Origin of the sequence: Corallococcus interemptor (assembly GCF_003668875.1) — a bacterium.
Classification (GTDB): Bacteria; Myxococcota; Myxococcia; order Myxococcales; family Myxococcaceae; genus Corallococcus; species Corallococcus interemptor.
Map to the genome: position 1 here is coordinate 74,865 of NZ_RAWM01000017.1, position 18,811 is coordinate 93,675.

16 protein-coding genes are annotated in these 18,811 nt (G+C 68.8%); 8 read left to right on the forward strand and 8 right to left on the reverse strand.

The features are described 5' to 3' along the window. Positions 1-4 precede the first annotated feature (4 nt). Positions 5-1,624, reverse strand: coding sequence for an alpha/beta hydrolase (locus tag D7X96_RS09245; protein WP_244219505.1), 1,620 nt, complete (start codon positions 1,622-1,624; stop codon positions 5-7). 142 nt (positions 1,625-1,766) lie between these two features. Continuing rightward, the gene (locus D7X96_RS09250; protein WP_121769504.1) at positions 1,767-5,291 is read right to left on the reverse strand and encodes a hypothetical protein; all 3,525 of its coding nucleotides are present in this window, start codon (positions 5,289-5,291) and stop codon (positions 1,767-1,769) included. Between the two features lie 175 nt (positions 5,292-5,466). On the opposite strand from D7X96_RS09250, the gene D7X96_RS09255 reads away from it, so the two are divergent. The 5 genes from D7X96_RS09255 to D7X96_RS09275 all read left to right on the forward strand — a co-directional run bounded on the left by D7X96_RS09255 (position 5,467) and on the right by D7X96_RS09275 (position 10,701). Further along, complete coding sequence (locus D7X96_RS09255) at positions 5,467-6,138, forward strand: SDR family oxidoreductase (protein WP_121769505.1); 672 nt, start codon at positions 5,467-5,469, stop codon at positions 6,136-6,138. Then, a complete protein-coding gene (locus D7X96_RS09260; protein ID WP_120546440.1) occupies positions 6,138-6,902 on the forward strand; it encodes an SDR family NAD(P)-dependent oxidoreductase in 765 nt (254 codons plus the stop codon). The genes D7X96_RS09255 and D7X96_RS09260 overlap by 1 nt, the downstream gene beginning before the upstream one ends. An 86-nt stretch (positions 6,903-6,988) precedes the next feature. Further along, positions 6,989-8,593, forward strand: coding sequence for a phage tail protein (locus D7X96_RS09265; RefSeq protein WP_120546441.1), 1,605 nt, complete (start codon positions 6,989-6,991; stop codon positions 8,591-8,593). Between the two features lie 27 nt (positions 8,594-8,620). Then, positions 8,621-9,307, forward strand: coding sequence for a response regulator transcription factor (locus D7X96_RS09270; protein WP_121769506.1), 687 nt, complete (start codon positions 8,621-8,623; stop codon positions 9,305-9,307). Beyond that, the gene (locus tag D7X96_RS09275) at positions 9,304-10,701 is read left to right on the forward strand and encodes a sensor histidine kinase (RefSeq protein ID WP_121769507.1); all 1,398 of its coding nucleotides are present in this window, start codon (positions 9,304-9,306) and stop codon (positions 10,699-10,701) included. The genes D7X96_RS09270 and D7X96_RS09275 overlap by 4 nt, the downstream gene beginning before the upstream one ends. A 16-nt stretch (positions 10,702-10,717) precedes the next feature. Here D7X96_RS09275 and D7X96_RS09280 read toward each other — a convergent pair whose 3' ends face one another. Both D7X96_RS09280 and D7X96_RS09285 read right to left on the reverse strand, forming a co-directional pair. Continuing rightward, positions 10,718-11,632 (reverse strand): DUF2381 family protein, encoded by a 915-nt coding sequence (locus tag D7X96_RS09280; protein WP_244219506.1) that lies wholly within the window; start codon positions 11,630-11,632, stop codon positions 10,718-10,720. A 28-nt stretch (positions 11,633-11,660) separates the two neighbouring features. After that, entirely contained in the window at positions 11,661-13,442 is a 1,782-nt protein-coding gene (locus D7X96_RS09285) for a serine/threonine-protein kinase (protein WP_306449681.1), read from the reverse strand. 111 nt (positions 13,443-13,553) lie between these two features. Here D7X96_RS09285 and D7X96_RS09290 point away from each other — a divergent pair, with 111 nt between their 5' ends. Next, positions 13,554-13,913, forward strand: coding sequence for a helix-turn-helix transcriptional regulator (locus tag D7X96_RS09290; RefSeq protein WP_120546443.1), 360 nt, complete (start codon positions 13,554-13,556; stop codon positions 13,911-13,913). A 4-nt stretch (positions 13,914-13,917) separates the two neighbouring features. Here D7X96_RS09290 and D7X96_RS09295 read toward each other — a convergent pair whose 3' ends face one another. The 3 genes from D7X96_RS09295 to D7X96_RS09305 form a co-directional block, all read right to left on the reverse strand. Next, entirely contained in the window at positions 13,918-15,069 is a 1,152-nt protein-coding gene (locus tag D7X96_RS09295; protein WP_121769508.1) for a serine/threonine-protein kinase, read from the reverse strand. A gap of 145 nt (positions 15,070-15,214) precedes the next feature. Continuing rightward, the gene (locus D7X96_RS09300) at positions 15,215-15,760 is read right to left on the reverse strand and encodes an ester cyclase (RefSeq protein WP_121769509.1); all 546 of its coding nucleotides are present in this window, start codon (positions 15,758-15,760) and stop codon (positions 15,215-15,217) included. Positions 15,761-15,802: 42 nt separating this feature from the next. Continuing rightward, the gene (locus D7X96_RS09305; RefSeq protein WP_233609466.1) at positions 15,803-15,967 is read right to left on the reverse strand and encodes a hypothetical protein; all 165 of its coding nucleotides are present in this window, start codon (positions 15,965-15,967) and stop codon (positions 15,803-15,805) included. A 26-nt stretch (positions 15,968-15,993) separates the two neighbouring features. On the opposite strand from D7X96_RS09305, the gene D7X96_RS09310 reads away from it, so the two are divergent. Then, complete coding sequence (locus tag D7X96_RS09310) at positions 15,994-17,121, forward strand: sensor histidine kinase (RefSeq protein WP_121769523.1); 1,128 nt, start codon at positions 15,994-15,996, stop codon at positions 17,119-17,121. On the opposite strand, the gene D7X96_RS09315 is transcribed toward D7X96_RS09310, so the two are convergent. Beyond that, positions 17,084-17,971 (reverse strand): LysR family transcriptional regulator, encoded by an 888-nt coding sequence (locus D7X96_RS09315; RefSeq protein WP_120546482.1) that lies wholly within the window; start codon positions 17,969-17,971, stop codon positions 17,084-17,086. The genes D7X96_RS09310 and D7X96_RS09315 overlap by 38 nt on opposite strands. 130 nt (positions 17,972-18,101) lie before the next feature. Here D7X96_RS09315 and D7X96_RS09320 point away from each other — a divergent pair, with 130 nt between their 5' ends. Further along, on the forward strand, positions 18,102-18,809 hold the full coding sequence (locus tag D7X96_RS09320) for a glutathione S-transferase family protein (protein WP_121769510.1): 708 nt from the start codon (positions 18,102-18,104) through the stop codon (positions 18,807-18,809). Positions 18,810-18,811 lie beyond the last annotated feature (2 nt).

The window sequence follows — 18,811 nt, forward strand, 5'->3', positions numbered from 1 at the left end:
CCAGCTATCCACGGTTCGAAGCATCCCTCGCGAGGAGGAGCTGGCGCAGCCGGGCCGTCTGGTCCGCGCTCCAGCCTTCGGGCCGCAGGAGCGCGACCCAGCCGTCCACGTGCTCGCCGGTGTAGACGTGGCCGTATCCGGCGGGGACCTCCATCCCCAGGGGAAGGTCCGCGGTCACCTGCCAGAACGTGACGAAGGGGATCCACACCATCTGGCCCAGGACGTCCGCGCCCCGGGGCTCGCGCAGCCAGTCCGGCCGGTGCACCAGGAGCCGGGGGCTCCACCAGGTGATGGGGTCGGAGGGGTGCAGCAGGTACAGCACGCGCGAGTCCCCCCAGGGCTCGGACGCGGGCGGGATGTCGCTCCCCGGCCGGCGGCTGAAGCGGACGATGCGGCCGCTTCTGTAGACGGGCTCCACCTCCGGGCTGCCCGCGTCGCGGTGGTCGGTGAAGGCGCGATACAGGGTGTTGAAGTTCGGCGGCCCGACGAAGAGGACCCCGTCGGCGCGGTTGGCCAGGTCCCGCTCGCCGCTGAACGCCGTCTCTCCGCCGTAGGAGCCCAGGCTCTCTCCAAACACCAGCAGCTTGGGGCGCCGCGCCGGAGGACGCCGCGACCAGCGTTCATACACTTCGTCGAAGAGCGCCCTGCCCGACTCCCGGGCCCGATCCTGATCCACCAGGACGGAGAGCCACGACCACAGATGCGAGTACTGCATGGCGACGATGGCCGAGTCACCGCGCGCCAGGTACTCGAAGGCGTCCACGGACTCCGGCACCACCCAGCCGCTGCCCGTCGTCGTCACCACGAGCAGGTACTCGCGGTCGAAGCCGCCGGCCCGCTCCAGGTCGTCCACCGCGACCGCCGCGCGCGCCTCCGCGTCCGGGGCGGAGGCGTAGCCCGCGTACGCGCGGATCGGCTCCTTCACCGCCGTGCCATGGAACCGGGAGAGGTCGTCGACCGAGGGCCCGCGTCCGATGAAGTTGCGCCCTTCCCTCCCCAGGGACTCCCACGGGATGGAGGAGCCGGGGCCGCCGGAGCGCAGCGCCGTCCGGGGTTGGACCACGCCCTCGTCGGTCATCAGGTCCTGCACCGCCAGGGTGCGGTCCGCCGTGGCGATGAGCCCGTCCCACAGCACGCCGCTGGCCACCAGCGCGGTGATCACCACCACGGCCAGGCCGCTGGTCGCCCGGGCCGCGCGAGGACCGATGTGCCGTGAGAGTCGCGTGGCCAGCGCGCGGAACACGGCGCGCAGTCCGCGCCCCATGGCGACGAGCAGGAAGAAGAAGGCCGCCGCGACGAAGGGGGCGAGCAGATAGCCCGCGCGGCCCGGCGACGGCATGCCCATGAGCTCCCGCAAACGGTGCTGCCAGTGCCAGCCGAGCAGCAGCGCGCCCGTCAAAGCCACCAGGGCCGTCGCGAAGAAGCCCTGCCACGCGAGCTTTCGGGGTGTCCTCGCGGGGCGGTCCGCGAACTCCCGCCAGAGCCATGCGCCCAGGCAACCCAGCCCATAGCCCATCGCCGCGCTGAGGCCGCTGACGAAGCCCTGGAACGGCCCGCTGCGCGGCAGCAGCGATGGTGTGAAAGCCAGACATGCGAAGAGCAGCGCGACCCAGGACCCCGGCAATGAGTAGCGGAGCCAGCGAGGCCAGGTCCGGCTGGCACGCCTGGCGCTGCGTACTTGGACGGGTTGCTCGGCGTGGGTGAGGAGGTGCTCCATGCGCACTTCCGAGGGTAGGCCCTGGGGCCTCCGGTGAACACGCCAGGCGTCAGGGGCGGTCTAGCGCCTGCTGGAGACGCCTTCCATCCTCCGTGCGAGCCTCCTGGATGTTGAAGGCGCCCCTGTCTGGCAGCACGCCCCCGTGCCGCGCCAGATGAGCCAGCAGGGTCACCGTCCACGGGCCACAGTTATGTTCGTCGTTGGCCGGTTGATACGCCTGGGTCGACGTCGTGACGCGGGCGTCCGGGAACAGGATGAGCAGGGACAGGCGAAGGGTCTCGGGCAGTCCGCGCGTCCCCTGCGGATCCACGTAATGAATCGCAGGTGAAAGATAGGGCTTCGCCGCCTGGAGGTCGAAGTGGAGGGAGAGCGCCGTCCAGTGATTGCCTCCGACATGAACTGGCGCCACGACGCATTGGGTCTCGGTGTCCCGAATGGCGGCGCGGACCTGTCGCAGGTTTTCCTCCAGCGTGAAGCCCTGGTGCAGATGCGCGTCAATGCCTTCCATGATGTAGACCCGGTCGCGCACGTCGCGCAGGTGCAACCCGAGTAGCACCCGGATTTCGTCCCCCGTGTACCAGTGGGTGTCCAGCCCCTGGACGAAGCGGTGTGAGTCCCCGGTGGACGTGGACGGCCCCTTGTTGGACCGGCTGAACGAAGGCACGGAGGACACAGGAGGCTTCGAGGTCGGAGCCTGACGGGACTTGCGGACCTCCGCGATGATGTCGCTCGGCGCCCAGCGCTCCTGAGGAAGGTCGTCATGGGAGGACAGCGTCAATTGCTCCACCGAGGGGAGCAGCAACGCAATCCTGTCCACATGGGAGTTGATGAAGCCGCGGTTCACGGGGGAGAGCTTCGGGCCCTTCAACGCCGCTCGCAGCGTCTTCTGCAGTGAGCGCAGTGAACCGGGCAGGTCCCGCACCAGCTGCCGCACCTTGAGCGCGATGGCGTCATCCGACAACCGCGCCAGGGTCCCGTCCACACGGTACGGGGTCAGGGACAGGCTCAACAGCAACTCGTCCTCCTCCAGCAGACGCAGCGCCTCACGCACGGCGGCACGACACTCCGGCGGAACCTGCTTCGCGAGGCTCAGGCCGCTTCTCATCTCATTCACCAGGGACTGGAGCAGCGGCTTCACCTGGGAGATCAGCTGATTCACCGCCGCCTGGGCCTTCTTCACTTCGGGAGAGAACGCTGGCGCCTCGCGGGAGGTGGGCCGCATGCGCACGCCCTCCTCCCGCAGGTTGCCTCGGGCGGACGACGGCAACAGGGGCCTCAGCTCCGCCTTCAATTGCTCGAGCTCCGCCGCGACCATCCTCAGCGTCTCCTGATAGGTCCGTGGCACGGAGGTCTTCGCCGCCTCCTGAAGCAGGCTGGGCAGCGGAGACAGCCGGGACCAGAGCACCGTCACGAGCTCGGACGGCAGGACCCCCACCGTCGGTGCCCGGCCTTCGGGCGAGGTGGGCTCCAACCACTGGATGCAGAGGAGGAAGGACTGCGTCGCGACCCGAAGCAGGAGCTGCAGCTCCGCGCTCAGGGGCTCCTCCGGCACGCCCACGAGCCCCGCGAGTACCTCCAGGGTCTTCATTCCGCGCCGAAGCAGTGTCTCGGCCTTCTCACGCCGGCTCTCCAACAGCGCGGGCTGCCGGAGCTTCACTTCGTCCAATACCTTCGCATGCAGGGCCCAGGGAGCCCGGAACCCGCGCAGAGGCTCAACCGGTGTGCACAGCCGCCGAAGGATGCCGCCCAGGAGGCGCAGCGCCTCCCTGGCCACCTCGGGCTTGATGGGCTGCATGTCCGGATCCTCGGACTCCACGTAGGACATCACGCCCGTGCCCACCTTGGACGTCGCATCGTGCGACCACCGCGGAAGCCAATACCCCTGGTCCGCGAGCGTCTTTCGCTCCCGATTCACCGCCTGCTGGACCGTGTCGTAGCCAGCGAACCCCTGCCCGTTCCAGTAGGCCCGCGACAGCATCCGCACCAGGCCAATGGGGTTGACCGCACCGGCGCGGGCTCCGTCCCGGATCCGGCACAGGTCGAGCACGTCGTAGGCGTCCTCCAGTTGCTGAGGCAGCACCGTGAAGACGGGCTTGCGTGGCTGGGGCACCGGGTCGGACTCCTTGCTCTCCTCGGACTTCTTGGGGGGTGGCAGCATCAGACGGGGAGCCGCCTCGATTTCCTCGCCCGAGCTGGCCTCGTATGAATCCACTACCTGATTGTCCCGAGGGGCGAGCGTCGCCTCGAACGTCTCCGTCAGCGTATGGGTGGGGCTGATGCGGATGTCGTAGAACAGCCGCCAGAGGACGAAGAGGCTCGCGGCGATGACGGACCTCGTGACGTTCGGCGCCTTCTCTCCCAATGCCTCCTGCCAGTGGTGGATGGCATTGACCGCGTGACCGGAGGCGCCTCCCCACAGGGGGCAGAGGTTCATCCGGTACGTCATGACATACTCCGCGTATTCATCCGGATTCCACGCGGCAAGGAATCGCGGATTCACGCCTTGAGCGACCACGCCATCGAACGTCTTTCTTTCCGGGCGGATGACCCGGTAGCTCCTGGGCCAGAGCAGCGGAGGCGGGTCCGCCAGAAGCTCCTTCCTGGGCAACGCGAGCGAGGCACGGACATCCGTGGGAGATTTGGGATCCTCGAACAGCTTGCGAAGATCATTGATGAGCATGCAGCAGCGCGCCACCGGTGGGAGCCTCAGCCAGATGGCCCGCACCGCTTCCGGGAGTGGCGCCAGGACCGCCTTGTCCGAGTCGTCCAGGGCGAACGCGATGAACGCGCCCAGGACCTCCCGGGCCTTGAGCCGGTTGAGCTGCTTGCAGAGATCCGGCCCGAAATAATAGGCCATGTACTGACAGACCTTGATCGTGAAGAGGGTCTTCTTCTCAGCAATGGCTTTGTCGAAGTTGTCCTTTTGCCGGCCGACGTAGGCGCCAATGAGCTGGCGTTGCCGCGCCAGCATTCGAGGGCTGTTCGTCAGCTTCAACGCGAACAGCTTGTCGAGTCGCCGGATGGGCGAGGTCGTGACCTCGCCAACGACCGCCCGGGCAGCCTCCAGGATGTTGTCGAAGATGCGGAGCTGGGCGCGGCGCGTCGCCGTTGCGAGCGGGAGAGCCCGCATGGACTTGTAGAGGTCGGTGATGCCGGTCCGCGGCGCGTTCGGTTCCAGCATTGGCTGCCAGAGCGCGATGTGCGTGAGCGGCTTCTCCAACGGCGCTGGCGTGGGGGACTGGGGATTGCCGATCTGCGGGCTGCACCAGTAGCGGAGCACCCCGTAGAAGAGCGCCGTCACCCGGTTCAATCGCGACTTCTCCGACAGGAATGTGCCGTCCAGGGGAGCAATCGCGAACTCGGTTCCCATCGTCGCGAGCATTCCTCGGCAGACCGGGTCGGCGAGTGCCGCGACGACAATGGCTTCAAAGAATGTCGGCAGGTCCGTGTACACCTCGGTCCACGCCGCCAGCCTGACACCGACCCGGTTCCACGGCACCGTGGGGTCCGCGTTTGGCGTCGTGATGGACGCGTCATTCACCGGGACGTTCGGCTGGATGATGAAGAAGATCATCTCGGGCCTCTCTGGACGAGTCCGCACATCCGGGGACTCGCACTCTGAGAAAATAGCCAATAACCTCACCCAAAGCTTCCCGCAGCGTCCTTGTGAGTATCCCTCGTTCGCGCGCTTTGCATGGACTAGCCTGTTCATGGGCTTTCTGGGGACGGCCCGGGGAGAGGCACGGGGCTTGAGCATTCGGAATGTCATCGTCGTCGGAGGCACCGGCGACATCGGGCGCGCCGTCGTCCACAAGCTGCGCGCGGAGGGCCTGCGCGTGGTGTGCGCCGCGAGCGACGTGAGGACGGAGACGCCGGACTGCCTGCACGTGGACATCACCCGCGAGGACTCCGTGGGGGCGCTGTTCGAGCGGGCGGAGGCGGAGACGGGCCCGGTGGAGCTCCTGGTCAACTGTGCGGGCGTGGGCGTCTTCACGCCCCTGCACGAGACGTCGCTGGAGGACTGGAACCGGACGCTCGGCGTGAACCTCACGGGCACGTTCCTGTGCGCGCGCGAGGCCTTCCGGCGGATGAAGCTCCGGGGCGGTGGCCGCATCATCCACATCGGATCCGTGAGCGACCACCTGACGCTGCCCATGAACGGCGCCTACGCCGCGACCAAGCATGGCGTCCGGGGGCTGACCGGCGTCCTCAACGAAGAGGGCAAGGCCTTTGGCATCCGCGCCACGCTGTTGTCGCTCGGCGCGGTCTACACCGCGTTCTGGAAGTCGCGGCCGGAGTTCAGCCCCGCGGACATGCTCGCCGTGGAGGACGTGGCCCAGTGCATCTGGGAGATTTCGATGAAGCCTCCGAACGTGCGCATCGACGAGCTGCGCCTCGTCCCGCCGCAGGGGGTGCTCTGATGAAAGCCCCTGTCGCCGTCGTCACGGGAGCCAGCCGGGGGATTGGAGCGGCCATCGCCACGGAGCTGTCGCGCAGCGGGTTCGAGGTGGTCCTGCTGTCGCGAGACGCCGCCGCGCTGGAGCAGCTCCAGAAGCAGCTGGTGGAGGCTGGTGGCCGCGCGTGGCCGCTTGCCTGCGACGTCGCGAGCCGGGACGACGTGGAGTCCGCGCTCGCCCGGGTTGAAGCGAAGGTGGGCGTGCCCCGGGTGCTGGTGAACAACGCGGGCCTGGGAGGGCCGTTTCATCGCGCGGACGAGGTGAGCGTCGCCGAGTGGGACCTGCTGTTCGGCGTGAACGTGGAGGGCGTGCGCAACCTGTGTCAGTGGGCGCTGCCCCGGATGAAGGCGGAGGGCCACGGGCGCATCGTGAACGTCGCGTCCATCATGGGGCTCTTCGGGGGCGCCCAGTCGTCCACGTACGCGGCCACCAAGCACGCGCTCGTGGGCTACTCGAAGGCCATCGCCGCGGAGTGGGGAGGCTACGGCATCACCTGCAACGCGGTCTGTCCGGGCTACATCGACACGGAGATGCTGGCGAAGGCGCCGTCCGCGTCACGCCAGCGGTTGCAGGAGCGGATCCCCGCGAAGCGCTTCGGAACGCCGGAAGAGGTGGCGGGTCTGGTGGCGTTCCTCGTCGGGCCCGCGGGCGGCTACGTCAACGGCAGCGCGCTGGTGATGGACGGAGGGCTGTCGTCCCATCTGGCGTCCGACCTGCCGTCGTTCTGACGCGCTCCACACTTCCTCCACAGCTTCCCCGCATCCTCCTCTCACCTTGCAAGGCGCTTGGGGCGCCGCAAGAGGGGGAGGCAGTCATGACGGATGTGAAGCCGAACAAGCCCACCATTGCCGCGGATGCGATTCCCGTGGGCGCCGTGCTCGCCTACGGCGGGGACCCTTCGAAACTGGCGCCGCAGGGCTGGCTGCTCTGTGACGGGTCGGGGCACGACGTCGCGGAGTTGCCGGAGCTGTTCAAGGCCATCGGGACCGCCAATGGGGGCTACCCCGGCCAGTCCTTCAACCTCCCCAACTTCCAGGGGTACTTCCTGCGCGGCACGGCTGGCGCCACCGTGCGCGACCCGGATGTGAAGACCCGGACGGCGGCCCAGAAGGGCGGCAACGTGGAAGACCGTCCGGGCTCGGTGGAGTCGTGGGCCACCAGCTTCGTGGGTCAGTCATTCCAGGGTGAGGCGGATCACCTGCCCCACAGGCTCCACAGGGCGTATGAGGACTTCAGCGAGAAGCTGGCGCACTGGGAGGATGGCACGCTCACCTGGAGCGGCTTCGTCACCGGCGGTGACAAGGAGTCGCGCCCGGTCAACGCCTACGTCCACTTCATCATCAAGGCGTCGAGCACCGACAGCCGCAACAATCCCACCGCCATTCCCACGGGCGCCATCCTCCCGTTCGCCGGGCGCGTGCTGACGGACACCCGCTTCCTGTCGTGCAACGGCAACTCCCACCTCGCCGCGAGCCAGCCCGAGCTCTTCGCCGTCCTGGGCAAGAGCTTTGGCGGCAACGGCAACCCGTACTTCTACGTCCCCGACTTCCGGGGGCGCTTCCTGCGGGGCGTGAGCGGATCCACCGGCAACGATCCGGACGCCACCACCCGGACGGCGCCCCAGCCGACGCTGCCCTCCGGAGAATGTGGCTCCGTCGGCAACCTGGTGGGCTCCGTCCAGGATTGGGCCACGGGTGCTCCCCGCAACCCCATCTCCCTGACCTTCCACCATCTGCCCACGGGCTCCAAGAAGGCGACCAACATCCGCGGACAGCACGTCTGCAAGTACACGAGCAAGACCACGAACGTGAAGCTCAAGGGCGGCAACCTGGAGACCCGTCCCGGGAACGTCAACGTGGATTGGTACGTCTGCGGCGGGCCCGCCTCGTCCACGGCCACGTCGGACGGGTTCCCCATCGGGGCCGTGGTGGGCTTCCCGGGGGAAGCGAGGCCCCCCTCGGAGTACTGGGCCCCCTGCGACGGCGCCGGCCAGGCGACAACGGACGCCTACGCGCCGCTCTTCGCGCAGATCGGCTACGCCAACGGAGGCAGCGGCAACGTCTTCTACCTTCCTGACTACCGCGGCCGCTTCCTGCGTGGCACCGACCACGGCGCGGGCAGGGATCCGGACGCGGCGCAACGGCTTCCCCCGCTGGAGGCCGCTGGCGGCAACTTCGGGGACGCGGTCGGCTCGGTGCAGGAGTTCGCGACCGGCGCGCCGCGCACCTCCGCCTTCTCCATCGAGGTCAAGAACCTCCCCAAGGACGACTCCAACACCGCCGACACCGTGAAGGGCGGCTTCAGGGTGGGTGAATGGAACAAGGGGTCGAAGGACGTCGACGCCACCTCGGGCGACAAGGAGACCCGCCCCATCAACATCAACGTCAACTACTACATCAAGTACGCTTCGGCGCCCTGAGCCACGCGCTTGACGGAGGTCGTCCCCATGGACGTGCATGGTCCCATCCTCGTCGTGGAGGACGACCCTCCCATCGCCGCCGGAATCGTCCGCGGGCTCAAGCTCGCGGGCTTCCAGGTGACGCTCGCCACGGACGGGCCGCTCGCGCTGGAGGCCGCGGAGCGCGAGCCGCCCGCCCTGGTGGTGCTGGACCTGAACCTGCCGGGAATGGACGGCCTGGAGCTGCTCCAGGCCTGGCGCCACCGGCTGCGCGTCCCCATCCTGGTCCTCACCGCGCGACAGGAATTGGAGGCGCGGCTGCGCTCCTTCGGACTGGGCGCGGCGGACTACCTCGCCAAGCCCTTCTGGATGGAGGAGCTGGTCGCGCGCATCCGCGCGAGGCTCCGCCTGCCGGAGGAGGACGCGCGGCGCACGCTGCGCTGGGCGGACGTGAGCATCGACCTGGACGCGCACACCGTCAGCCGCGAGGGCACCGGGCCGGTGTCCTTCACGCGGCATGAACTGGACGTGCTGCTCTACCTCGTCGAGCGGCCCGGACGCGCCGTCACCCGCGAGCAGATCGCCGACCAGGCGCTGCCGCCCAATGAAGAGCGCGACACGCGGACGGTGGACTCGCACGTGGCGCGCATCCGCAAGAAGCTGGGGCCGGCCGGAGCGCACCTGCGCACGGTCTGGGGCATTGGCTACCGGTTCGATCCGGAGGGCGCGCCGTGAAGGTGTGGCACGGGCTGGCGTGGCGCACCGCCATCGCGTCGGTGGCGCTGGGCATTCTGGCCACCCTGGCCGCCGCGTCCATCTCCTTCCGGAAGGCGGCGGAGCTGTCCGCGCATCACACCGTCCAGCTCCTGGCCGACACGACGTTCGAAACGCAGGCCGATGCGTGCCGGGCCTCGGCCGGGGGTTGGACCTATACGTCGCCCCAGGGGATGCAGGTGGTGGCGTTCGACGCTGCCCGGGTGCTGGCTCCTTCCGGAACCGCGACGGAGAACAGCGGTCCGGATCCGAAGCTCGTGGAGCGGCTGCTCGCCGGTGAGCCCAAGCCGCTGACCTTCTACTTTCCGCGCCTCGACGGTCACGCGTGGGGCGGAGCCCTACTGATGCGGGTCGCGGACGTGGGACCGTGCAGCCTCCTGGAGTTCCGCTGGCCGCTCCTCATCGACCGCATGGACGAGCTGCGGTGGATGCTGCTGGCCGCGGTCACCTTCACGTCGCTGGCCGCCGCGCTCTCCACCGCGGTGGTCATCGGGCCGCTCCTGCGCCGGCTGCGGCGGCTGCACCAGACCGCGGGACGGCTGGGCGGCCCCGCGTACGTGCCCGCGGAAGACGCGGTGCCGGATGAACTGGGCGACCTGGCCCGGGTGCTGGACAGCACGCATGTGCGCGTGGTGTCGGACGCCCGGCACATCGAAGCGCGGAAGCATGCGCTGGAGCGCTTCCTGGCCGACGTGGCGCATGACCTGAAGACGCCCATCGCGTCGCTGCAGCTCGCGCTGGAGCAGGCCACGGCCGCGTCCCGGGACGAGCTGTCCGGGCTGCTGGTGCGCGGCATCGAGGACACCGTCTATCTCACGGCGCTGGTGGACAACCTGCGCCTGGCCTGTCAGCTGGGCGAGGGCGTGGATCCGCTGGCCGGTGAACCCCGGGCGGAGCTGGGGATGGTGGTGGAGCGCGTCGTGGCGAGGCTTGGATTGCTGGCGCGACGCAAGGAGTTGAGCGTGGACGCGTCCCATCCGGATGACTCTGTCTGGGTGCGCTGCAACGCGACGATGCTGGAGCAGGCGGTGGGCAACCTGGTGCACAACGCCATCACGCATGGAGATCCAGGAGGCCACGTGGTGGCGCTGCTGGAGCGCGTGTCGCCCGAGCGCTTCCGCCTCACCGTGCTGGACGACGGCCCGGGGCTGCCCCCGGAAGACCTGGAGCGGCTGGGCGAGCGGCTCTTCCGCGCGGGCGAGGCCCGTCAGCGAGATCCGCGCGGCAGCGGGCTGGGCGTGGCCATCGTCCGGGAGCTGTGCCGGAAGACGGGCCTGACGTTGACCTTCCACCGCAACGAGCCCCGGGGGCTCAAGGTCGTCATCGAAGGCCCGTGCGCGACCGCCGAGAGCTGAATGGGCGCCCGGGCCCTCACGGGAACGTGATGTTCCGCAGCGTGAGGGTCCGCGGCCCCTCTTCCTCCCAGAGCTTGAGCGAGAAGGGGCCCTGCACTGAGTCCGCCGGAGCTTCGGCTTCGACCACGAGGCGCAGGAATTCTTTCCCTGGAGTCGGTTGCGCCTGCCAGATGCGGAGCACCTTCAAATCCGCTACGCCCTTGCTTCGGAGCATCGCCCCTTTCGCGATCCAGGGCGCACCACCCGCGCTGAGTCTCAGATTGATCTCCACGGCAACCCATGCCTTGGAGCGGTAGAGGCTGACGAAGGAGTTCTGGAGCCATTTCTCTCCTTCGCGGGAGACGTCCCTGCTCGCGTCTCTTCCAAGGACGCCGTGCTCATCCATGGCTCCGACGGAGAGGAGTCCTGCCAGTCCCGCAGGTGCTTCACGCTCCGCGGCCAACCGGGAGGTCTCGACCATGCAGCGGAGGAGTTCTGCCCGACGCTCCCGCACCTCTTGCTGGTAGGTCTCAAGGGTCCGCCGGATGCGATAGATCTCGATGAGGGGTTCGGCCTTCGCGGGATGGACTCGCAGACGAAAGGACGCGCTGACCGGCGCGGCTCCGTCCCGGAAGTGTACGACCAGCCGGAACGTCTCGGCGGCGGTGACGCGAGAAGATGGCATCAGGCGCAGCGTGGTCTGCCCCAGATCCACCAGGTTGAACCGGTCCCGCCCCTCCAGTTCGACCGCTTCGCGCTTCAAGTCGGCATCGAAGAGGAGCGTCGTGGAAAGACCTGCGCTGATCAGGATCTCCGGCGTGGCTTGAGGCTCGTCGGAGAGCAGCTCGATCCGACGCGTTCCTGGTCCGAAGTCGGAGGGTTCGGATTGCCCGGTGGAGGTTCCGCTCGCGAGGAGCAGTCCCAGGACCACCACGATGGATGATGCAGTCACTCGACGCTCTCTCCCAGGGGTACCCTGGCTACTGGAACTCCCTCACCGCCTTCACGTACGCGTTCGCGAAGATGCGGGCACTCGACGGCGAGTCGTTTCCGGCCTCTCGCAACATGCCGCGATCACCCGTCGTGTCGTAGACCTCCAGGCAGACAGGAAAGCTGTCTCCCGTTGGGGTCGTTGCCCAGGTCAGTCGCCCAAAAACGTGGTCGCGCACGATGAGCCGGCCTGAGAGCACCGTATCGCCCGGCATGTCCGCCCACTGGCTGAACAGAATCACCTGACCGGGACCGTCCTGGACGGTGAGGTACCTCTCATCGAGATCAAAGACCGCCATGTGCTTGTCGCCAATCTTGATGCCCCACTTCTCCATGGCCTTCACCGCTCCCACCGGACACGGCTCCGGCGGCGGAGGCGAGAGCACCTGAGCACCAGGGCACCCGAGCGCAGAGCAGACCGCCGCCGCGCCGACAGCACGGGCCATGGTGCGCATGCCCTTCTTCACGGGCTTCGAGGGGAGCGGGATGGGCGGAGTGTCTTTCGGCTGCGTCGTCACGGTGACGGAATCCTCCTGGAGCGCCGCAGGGAGAGCGGCGGCTGCGGCGCGGTCAGCTTGAGGCGACTTGCCAGGGGTCGCTACTTCCTGACGGACGGGGCCCGGCATTGAGGTTCGCGATGTCCCGACGCCCCATGCCGCGCCCGCCAGGACGAGCACGACGACGAAGGTCGCCCATGCACGCAAGCTCCCGCGACTCTTCGCGGGCGCCACACGCACGGTCGTTCCAGGAGGCGGCACCTGCTTCGGGGAAAGCCGTTTGCCCCGGCGCGGACGGTGCCGGGGCTCGTTCATCCACTGCTCGAAGCTGTCGATGTCCTCCCCTTCCGTCGTCGCGGAGTCCTCGGCGTAGGCATCGCAGAGTGGCACGTCCCACGCCGCGTCAGCGCCGCGCAGCGCATCCTCCAGGGACTCACAGAGGGCCTTGGCGCTCGGCGTTCGCGCCTCGGGGGCCTTCTCCAGGAGCCGCAGACACACGTCGCTCAGGACCCGGGGCACTCGCGTGTTCTCCTCGTGTGGCGGCGTGGGCGCGCGGGTGAGGATCGCCTCCGTCAAGCTGGCGGGGTCCTCGCCATCAAAGGGGAAACGCGCCGTCAGCAGCCGGTAGGCCACGAGGCCCAACGCCCACAGGTCATCCGCCGGGCCCGCCGTGTAGCGGGCGTCCGGTGCCTCGCGGTGGCCTCGCAGGAAGCGCCACGCCTCCGGGGAGCGGTAGTCCAGCGTTCCCGGAGGGAGGATGTCCGCCGTCAAATCACGCGCGCCCGCGTAGTCGCCAATGCCGAAGTCCACGAGCTTGGCCACGCCATCCGAAGCGCGCACCATGACGTTGCCCTCCTTCACGTCCCGGTGCACCACCCCATCCGCATGGGCCGCGGCGAGCGCCCGAGCCACGCCCAGCCACACGCGCGCCGCCTGCCGCGCCGTGGGATTCTCCGCGTCGGCCCAGTCATCCAGCCGGCGCCCGTCCACATACTCCATGGCGATGACGGCGAACCGCGGCCGGGCCACCGGCCAGTAGCCATGGCCCAGGATCCCCACCACGTTGGGGTGCCGCAGCCGGGTGAGGATGGAGACCTCCCGCTCCGCCCGCTCGCCCACGCGCGGCAGGTGCAGCACCTTCAGCGCGAAGGGCTGGCCCTCGCAGCGAGCGAGGTACACCGTGCCGAAACCGCCCTGCCCCAGCTGGCGCTCCACCGTGTAGCCCAGCACCCGGGCCCCGGGAGACAACGCGGCCGGAGGCGGCCCCCTCATCATGGCGTCCTTCCTTCGGGCAACCCGGCCTCGCGCATGCGGCATCCTCCCTGCGGGGCGCGCACCCTACCAGGGGCATTCCCATGCGCGTCCTCGGCTACGCTGCGCCCCGCCATGAACGAAGAACTCGGCATCACCATCGGCACGGAAGCTCGCGCGGCCCGCCAGCACCTGGGCCTGACGCAGGCAGAAGTCGCGGAGCGCGTGGAACTGGTGCACCCCGTCTACAACCGCCTGGAACGCGGGAAGATGCTGCCCAGCGTGCCCACCCTCTACCGCCTCTGCCGGGAGCTGCGCGTCTCTCCCGAGAAGTTGATGGGCCTCACCGCGACGGGCGACGTGCGCAAGGGTTCGAAGTCGCCACCCAAGGAGGAGGCCCCCCCGGAGCTGCGGCGCCTGCTCCACCTCGCGCGCAAGCTGGACGCGGAGAAGCTGGACGCCCTCCTCCACGTCGCCTCGGCGCTGGCACGCTGAAGCGTCACCTCCGCTTCAATCCCTCCCACGCATCCGCGGCCAGTTCGTCGCCGAACTCCACCCCGTCGAGAAGGCCGATGCCCTCCGACAGAACCTGCGCCCACTCCGCCGCGGCTTCCTGACGGCCGTAGCCCGCGTGCCGTCTCGCCAGGGCGACTCGCATGGCGTCGCGCATGTCCGCCGCCGTGGCGAACCGCTCCTCGGGGTTGGCGCGCAGCGCGACATGGAGCATCGCCTTCACGTCCGGGGAGAGTGAGGCCACGGCCTCCTCGACATCCTCCGGGCTGAAGCGGGCCAGCAGGATCTGCATCTGCATCAAAGGCAGGGAGGGAAGGCTCTCCGCCTGAAGGGAGGCCAACCGCCTGGGCGGGGGTGGCAGATCCTCCACGTCGAAGAGGTGCTTGCCGGTGAAGAGCTCCACCAGCAGCACACCCAGGCTGAAGACATCCGAGCGCGGCGTCAGGGGCTGTCGGGTCAGATATTCCGGCGAGGCATAGGCCACGTCTCCACGCACGAGGTTCGCGGGCGATTCCTCACGCCCTACCACCAGCGAGTACGCCGCGCCGAAGTTCGTCAGCTTCACCTCGCCTTGGGTCCCCACGAAGACGTGCCGGGGATTGACGTCGCGGTGGATGATGCCGAGCGGATGGCCGTCCGCGTCCGTCAGCGTGTGCGCATGGTGCAGCGCCTCCGCGAGCTCCGCGCCGACATGGAGGGCGAAGGCCTCGGAGACGGGGCGTCCGCGTGCCACGCCCGCGCTCACCAGCGTATCCAGAGAGGGGCCCTCCACGGCCTCCATGACGACGTGCAGCGCGCCCTGGTGCACCTTGCGATGGAAGACCGTGGCGATGGCCGGGTGGCGCAAGCGGAAGGCCAGCTGAACCTCCTCCCCCAGGCGCCTGCGCTGCATGGAAGTGGATGGGTTCGCCAGCCGCCGCACGAAGCAGAACCCGGGCAGCGAGTTGCCCAGCTCCGTGAAGCGACGGGCCAGCATCAGCACCTCGCCGTTCGGCATCAACACCAGCTCGCGGACCGCCTCGTAGCGGATGCCGTCGAGGGTGAAGAGGTGCACGGGCCGCGCGGGCGTGGGTGGAAGCAGCCTGCGGCGCGCGGAGGCTTCCGTGCGCGCCAGGTCATCGGTCGTCGTGTCGGGCATGGCTCCTCGGGAGGCGGAAGAAGGGCAGCTGCTCCGCGCGGGGAGTCTGAGCCACATCAACCTTTAAAGTCCAGGATTCAGGACCCTAAAGGTCAACAGGCGCGCCGACGCCACCGTGAACCCCAACCCATGCCCCTGCTCCGCTTCAGTCGATGAAGGCGGGCGGCCGGGTCTCGGTGAGCTCGGGCGCGGGCGGGCCGCCGGACATGGCCAGAAGGCCCTTGAGGCAGCGGACGGCGAGGAGCCAGTTCCTGGGCGAGCCCATGTCCAATCCGCCCAGGAGCTGCTTGAGCATGCTGAGCGTGTCGAAGTAGACGCGCTCGCAGACCAGCTTCTCCGCGTCGTCGAAGATGAAGTACGCGCTCATGCGCACCCGGAAGCGGCTGCCCGTGGCGGGGATGGAGCCCAGCGGCCCCAGGTGGGTGCCCATCAACCAGAACTCCACGATGACGGCATCGTCGCTGTGCCGGAACGAGATGATCTCGTGGTGCTGATCCGGGAACGCCACGCGCGTCTCCCGGTAGTAGTCCCGCACCGCGCGGTCGCCGTCATGCACCTTCATGGTGGGGACCAGCTCGTAGTGCGGGTGCGGGAACGTGGACAGCACGTCGTCCCAGTTCTGCCGCACCTCATCGCGAAAGTGATCCAGGACCAGCTTCTGCCGCGCCTTGCGTTTGTCTTCGGTCGTCACGAGGACATGCCAGGCAAATCCACACGCTTTCGGGGGCCTTTGCTACGGCTCGCTCAACCAGCGACGGACCTCGTCATCCGACAGCCAGTCGTCCTTGCTCCGGGTGAGACCGTGCAGCAGGAGGGCCACGGGTGGATTCGTCCCCTTCCCTTCCGGCTCCAGCACCCACGCGGGGATCCGCTCCCCATCCTCCGCGTGAACCTCCACTGTCCGCCGCGTTCTCTCTGGTGCTGATGGGTGGGTTCTTCACGCTCTTCAGCTACGACCTGGAGGACGTCATCTTCAGCCGCATCGTGGCCACGGAGGCGGACCGGCCCGAGCCAGGCCACGTCCCCGGAATCACGCGGTATGACGGGCACTCCGCACTGCCGCCGTGGCTCGCGGAGCACCTGCGTCCGGACGCACCGCCAAGAGAGTACGAGGTGTCCGCCGGAGACCACGGACACTTCCACGTCGCGGTGCGCCCCAGCTCGGACGGAGGCCGCCGTTACTTCGCGTTCGACGTGACGCGCCTGACGAGCACGACGGCCCACCTGAAGCGGACCGCCGGGCTGCTTCTCACCAGTGCCTTGCTGGCGTTGCTGGCCGCCGCGCTCCTCGCCCGCCTCGTGGCTCGCAGGCTGGGCCGGCCATTGGAGCGGATGGTGGAGTGGAGCCGTTCCGAAGGGACACCGCCGCCCGGGGACGACGGCGGAGTGGCCGAGGTCCGTACGTTGTTGGACGCGCTGCTCGCACGCGACGCACGCATCCAGGAACAGCTGGAGCGTGAGCGGCGATTCAACCGGGACGCCAGTCACGAGCTGCGCACGCCGCTGGCCGTTGCCCAGGGCGCGGTGGAGATCTTGGAACTCGATCCGCCGCGAGACGCGGAGACGTTCGAGCGGCTGCGCCGGGCCGTGAGCCAGATGGGCCTGTTGACGGAGGGCATCCTCTGGCTGGCCCGGGAGCGCCGAACCGAAGAAAGCTGCGAACTCAACCGCGTCTCGCGAGAACTGCTCGCGTTGTACGGGCACCTCCGGCGGAGCGGCACCATCGCGCTCACCATCGAGTCCGAGGGCGAAGTCCACGCGCCCCTCCCTGCCTCCGTTGCCAGGGTGATGATGGGCAATCTGCTCAAGGACGCGCTCGCCTACACGGGCGAGGGCCGCATCGTCATCGCCATCGAGCCCGGGGCGTGGACCCTGACCGATACAGGGGTTGGCTTTGGCCGCGCCGAGCCCGGCAGCGAGAGCCACGGCATCGGCCTGTCGCTGGTGGAACGGCTGACGCAGCGTTTCGGATGGACGCTGTCCATTGAAGCCCTCGAACCCCGAGGCACCCGCGTTACGCTTCGCTGGCACCCTCCATCAGGAAGTCGATGACGGCGCGCACGGCGGGCAGTTGGCCCCTGCGGTGGGGCGTCAGGATCGTCGTCGTCACCGTGCCCGCGGTCCAGGCGGGAAGCACCCGCACCAGCCGCCCGGCCTCCACGTCCACGTGGGTGAACGACTCCGGCAGACAGACGACGCCCAGCCCGGCCATGGCCGCCTTCAGGAGCACCCGTGACTCGTCGGCGATCATGCGTGCCTTTGGCATCACGGTAACGGTCTCCCCTGCCCGCCCGCGCAGCCGCCACGGAGGGGCCGTGGCGCTCATCAGGAGGCCGTCGTGTTCGCGCAAATCCTCGGGCCGGCGAATCCTGGCGTGGCTGGACAGGTAGCCGGGCGACGCCACCAGCACGAAGGACTCCACCGCGAGCCGGCGCTGCACCAGGCCCGACGCGGGCAAGGGTGAGAAGTGGCTGCGCACGGCGATGTCGAATCCCTCCTGCACCAGGTCCACGAAGCGGTCCGTCGCGTGAAGCTCAACGCGCACCTTGGGATGCGCCAGCGCCAGCAATGGCAGACGCTCCGCGAGCCGGAACTGCGCCGTGGGGAGCGACGTGGTGATTCGCACCACGCCACTCGGCTCCACCTGCCGGCGGCGCACCACGTTCTCAGCGGCCTCCGCCTCCATCACGGCGGCGCGGGCATGGTCGAGGAAGTCCCGCCCCACGTCCGTCAGCGCGAAGCTTCGTGACGTCCGCTGGATCAGCCGGGCACCCAGCGCGTCCTCCAGTTCGGCCACGCGCTTGCTCACCGTGGACTTGGGAATGCCCAGCCGTCGCGCCGCCGAGGCAAAGCCACCGCTCTCCACGGCCTGGACGAAAAGATGGAGGTCGTTGAGATTCAAGGGCCGCGCCTCATCGTCCACGGGTGTGGACCTTGCGTTCGCATTCCGCTGTCTACACGGCGCGCGCTGCCACGGCCATGGTGTCTCCATCGAAGGCATGACGCCTTCCGCTTCGGACAGGAGATTCCCCATGGCACTGCCTACCCTCTTCTACGGTGTCCCCTCTGGCTGCTCGTTCGGCTCCATCGTCGCGATGGAGTGGCTGGGCCGGCCCTACCAGCTGTGCCGCATCGCCATGCCGGAGGATGTCACCAGCGCGGACTACCTCCGGATCAATCCGGTCGCGGAGACGCCCACCTTGATGACTGAGACGGGCGCGCGCATCAGCGAGAGCATGGCCATCCTCAACCATCTGGGTGCGCGCGGCGTGGGCACCGGGCTGTCGTTCGCCCAGAGCACCGAGGACTTCGACCGGCTGAACCAGATGCTCGCGTACCTGAACACCACCTTCTTCAGCGCCTTCTCTCCGCTCTGGTACGCGCTCGAGCACGCCGAGCTGCAGGAGTCCGAAAAGCAGGCGCTGCGAAGCCTGGGGGCGCGCAAGGTCATCTCCGCGCACGCGAAGCTGGAGGTGCTGATGGGCGACACGCCGTGGCTGCTGGGCGACCACCGCACGCTGGCGGACGCCTACTTCATCGGCATCGCCCGGTGGACCCGGTACCACGAGGTGCTGGACCGCCGCGACTACCCGAAGCTCCAGGGCCTCTTCGAGCGGCTGGAGGTGGACGCCGGAGTGCGCTTCGCCCATGCCATTGAAAAGGGCGAAGCGCCTCGGGGCAGCGGCGCATTCCAGGGACACATCCGCCTCGCGGAGGCCCTGCAACGTCTGCCCGCGTGAGC

What these genes read in the sequence shown, in the direction of transcription:
- D7X96_RS09260 (WP_120546440.1), top strand. Translation starts at nt 6,138, where the DNA reads ATGAAAGCCCCTGTCGCCGTCGTCACGGGAGCCAGCCGGGGGATTGGA.
- D7X96_RS09295 (WP_121769508.1), bottom strand. Translation starts at nt 15,069, where the DNA reads ATGCCCGACACGACGACCGATGACCTGGCGCGCACGGAAGCCTCCGCG.
- D7X96_RS09285 (WP_306449681.1), bottom strand. Translation starts at nt 13,442, where the DNA reads ATGATGAGGGGGCCGCCTCCGGCCGCGTTGTCTCCCGGGGCCCGGGTG.
- D7X96_RS09290 (WP_120546443.1), top strand. Translation starts at nt 13,554, where the DNA reads ATGAACGAAGAACTCGGCATCACCATCGGCACGGAAGCTCGCGCGGCC.
- D7X96_RS09250 (WP_121769504.1), bottom strand. Translation starts at nt 5,291, where the DNA reads ATGATCTTCTTCATCATCCAGCCGAACGTCCCGGTGAATGACGCGTCC.
- D7X96_RS09265 (WP_120546441.1), top strand. Translation starts at nt 6,989, where the DNA reads ATGACGGATGTGAAGCCGAACAAGCCCACCATTGCCGCGGATGCGATT.
- D7X96_RS09320 (WP_121769510.1), top strand. Translation starts at nt 18,102, where the DNA reads ATGGCACTGCCTACCCTCTTCTACGGTGTCCCCTCTGGCTGCTCGTTC.
- D7X96_RS09270 (WP_121769506.1), top strand. Translation starts at nt 8,621, where the DNA reads ATGGACGTGCATGGTCCCATCCTCGTCGTGGAGGACGACCCTCCCATC.
- D7X96_RS09310 (WP_121769523.1), top strand. Translation starts at nt 15,994, where the DNA reads ATGGGTGGGTTCTTCACGCTCTTCAGCTACGACCTGGAGGACGTCATC.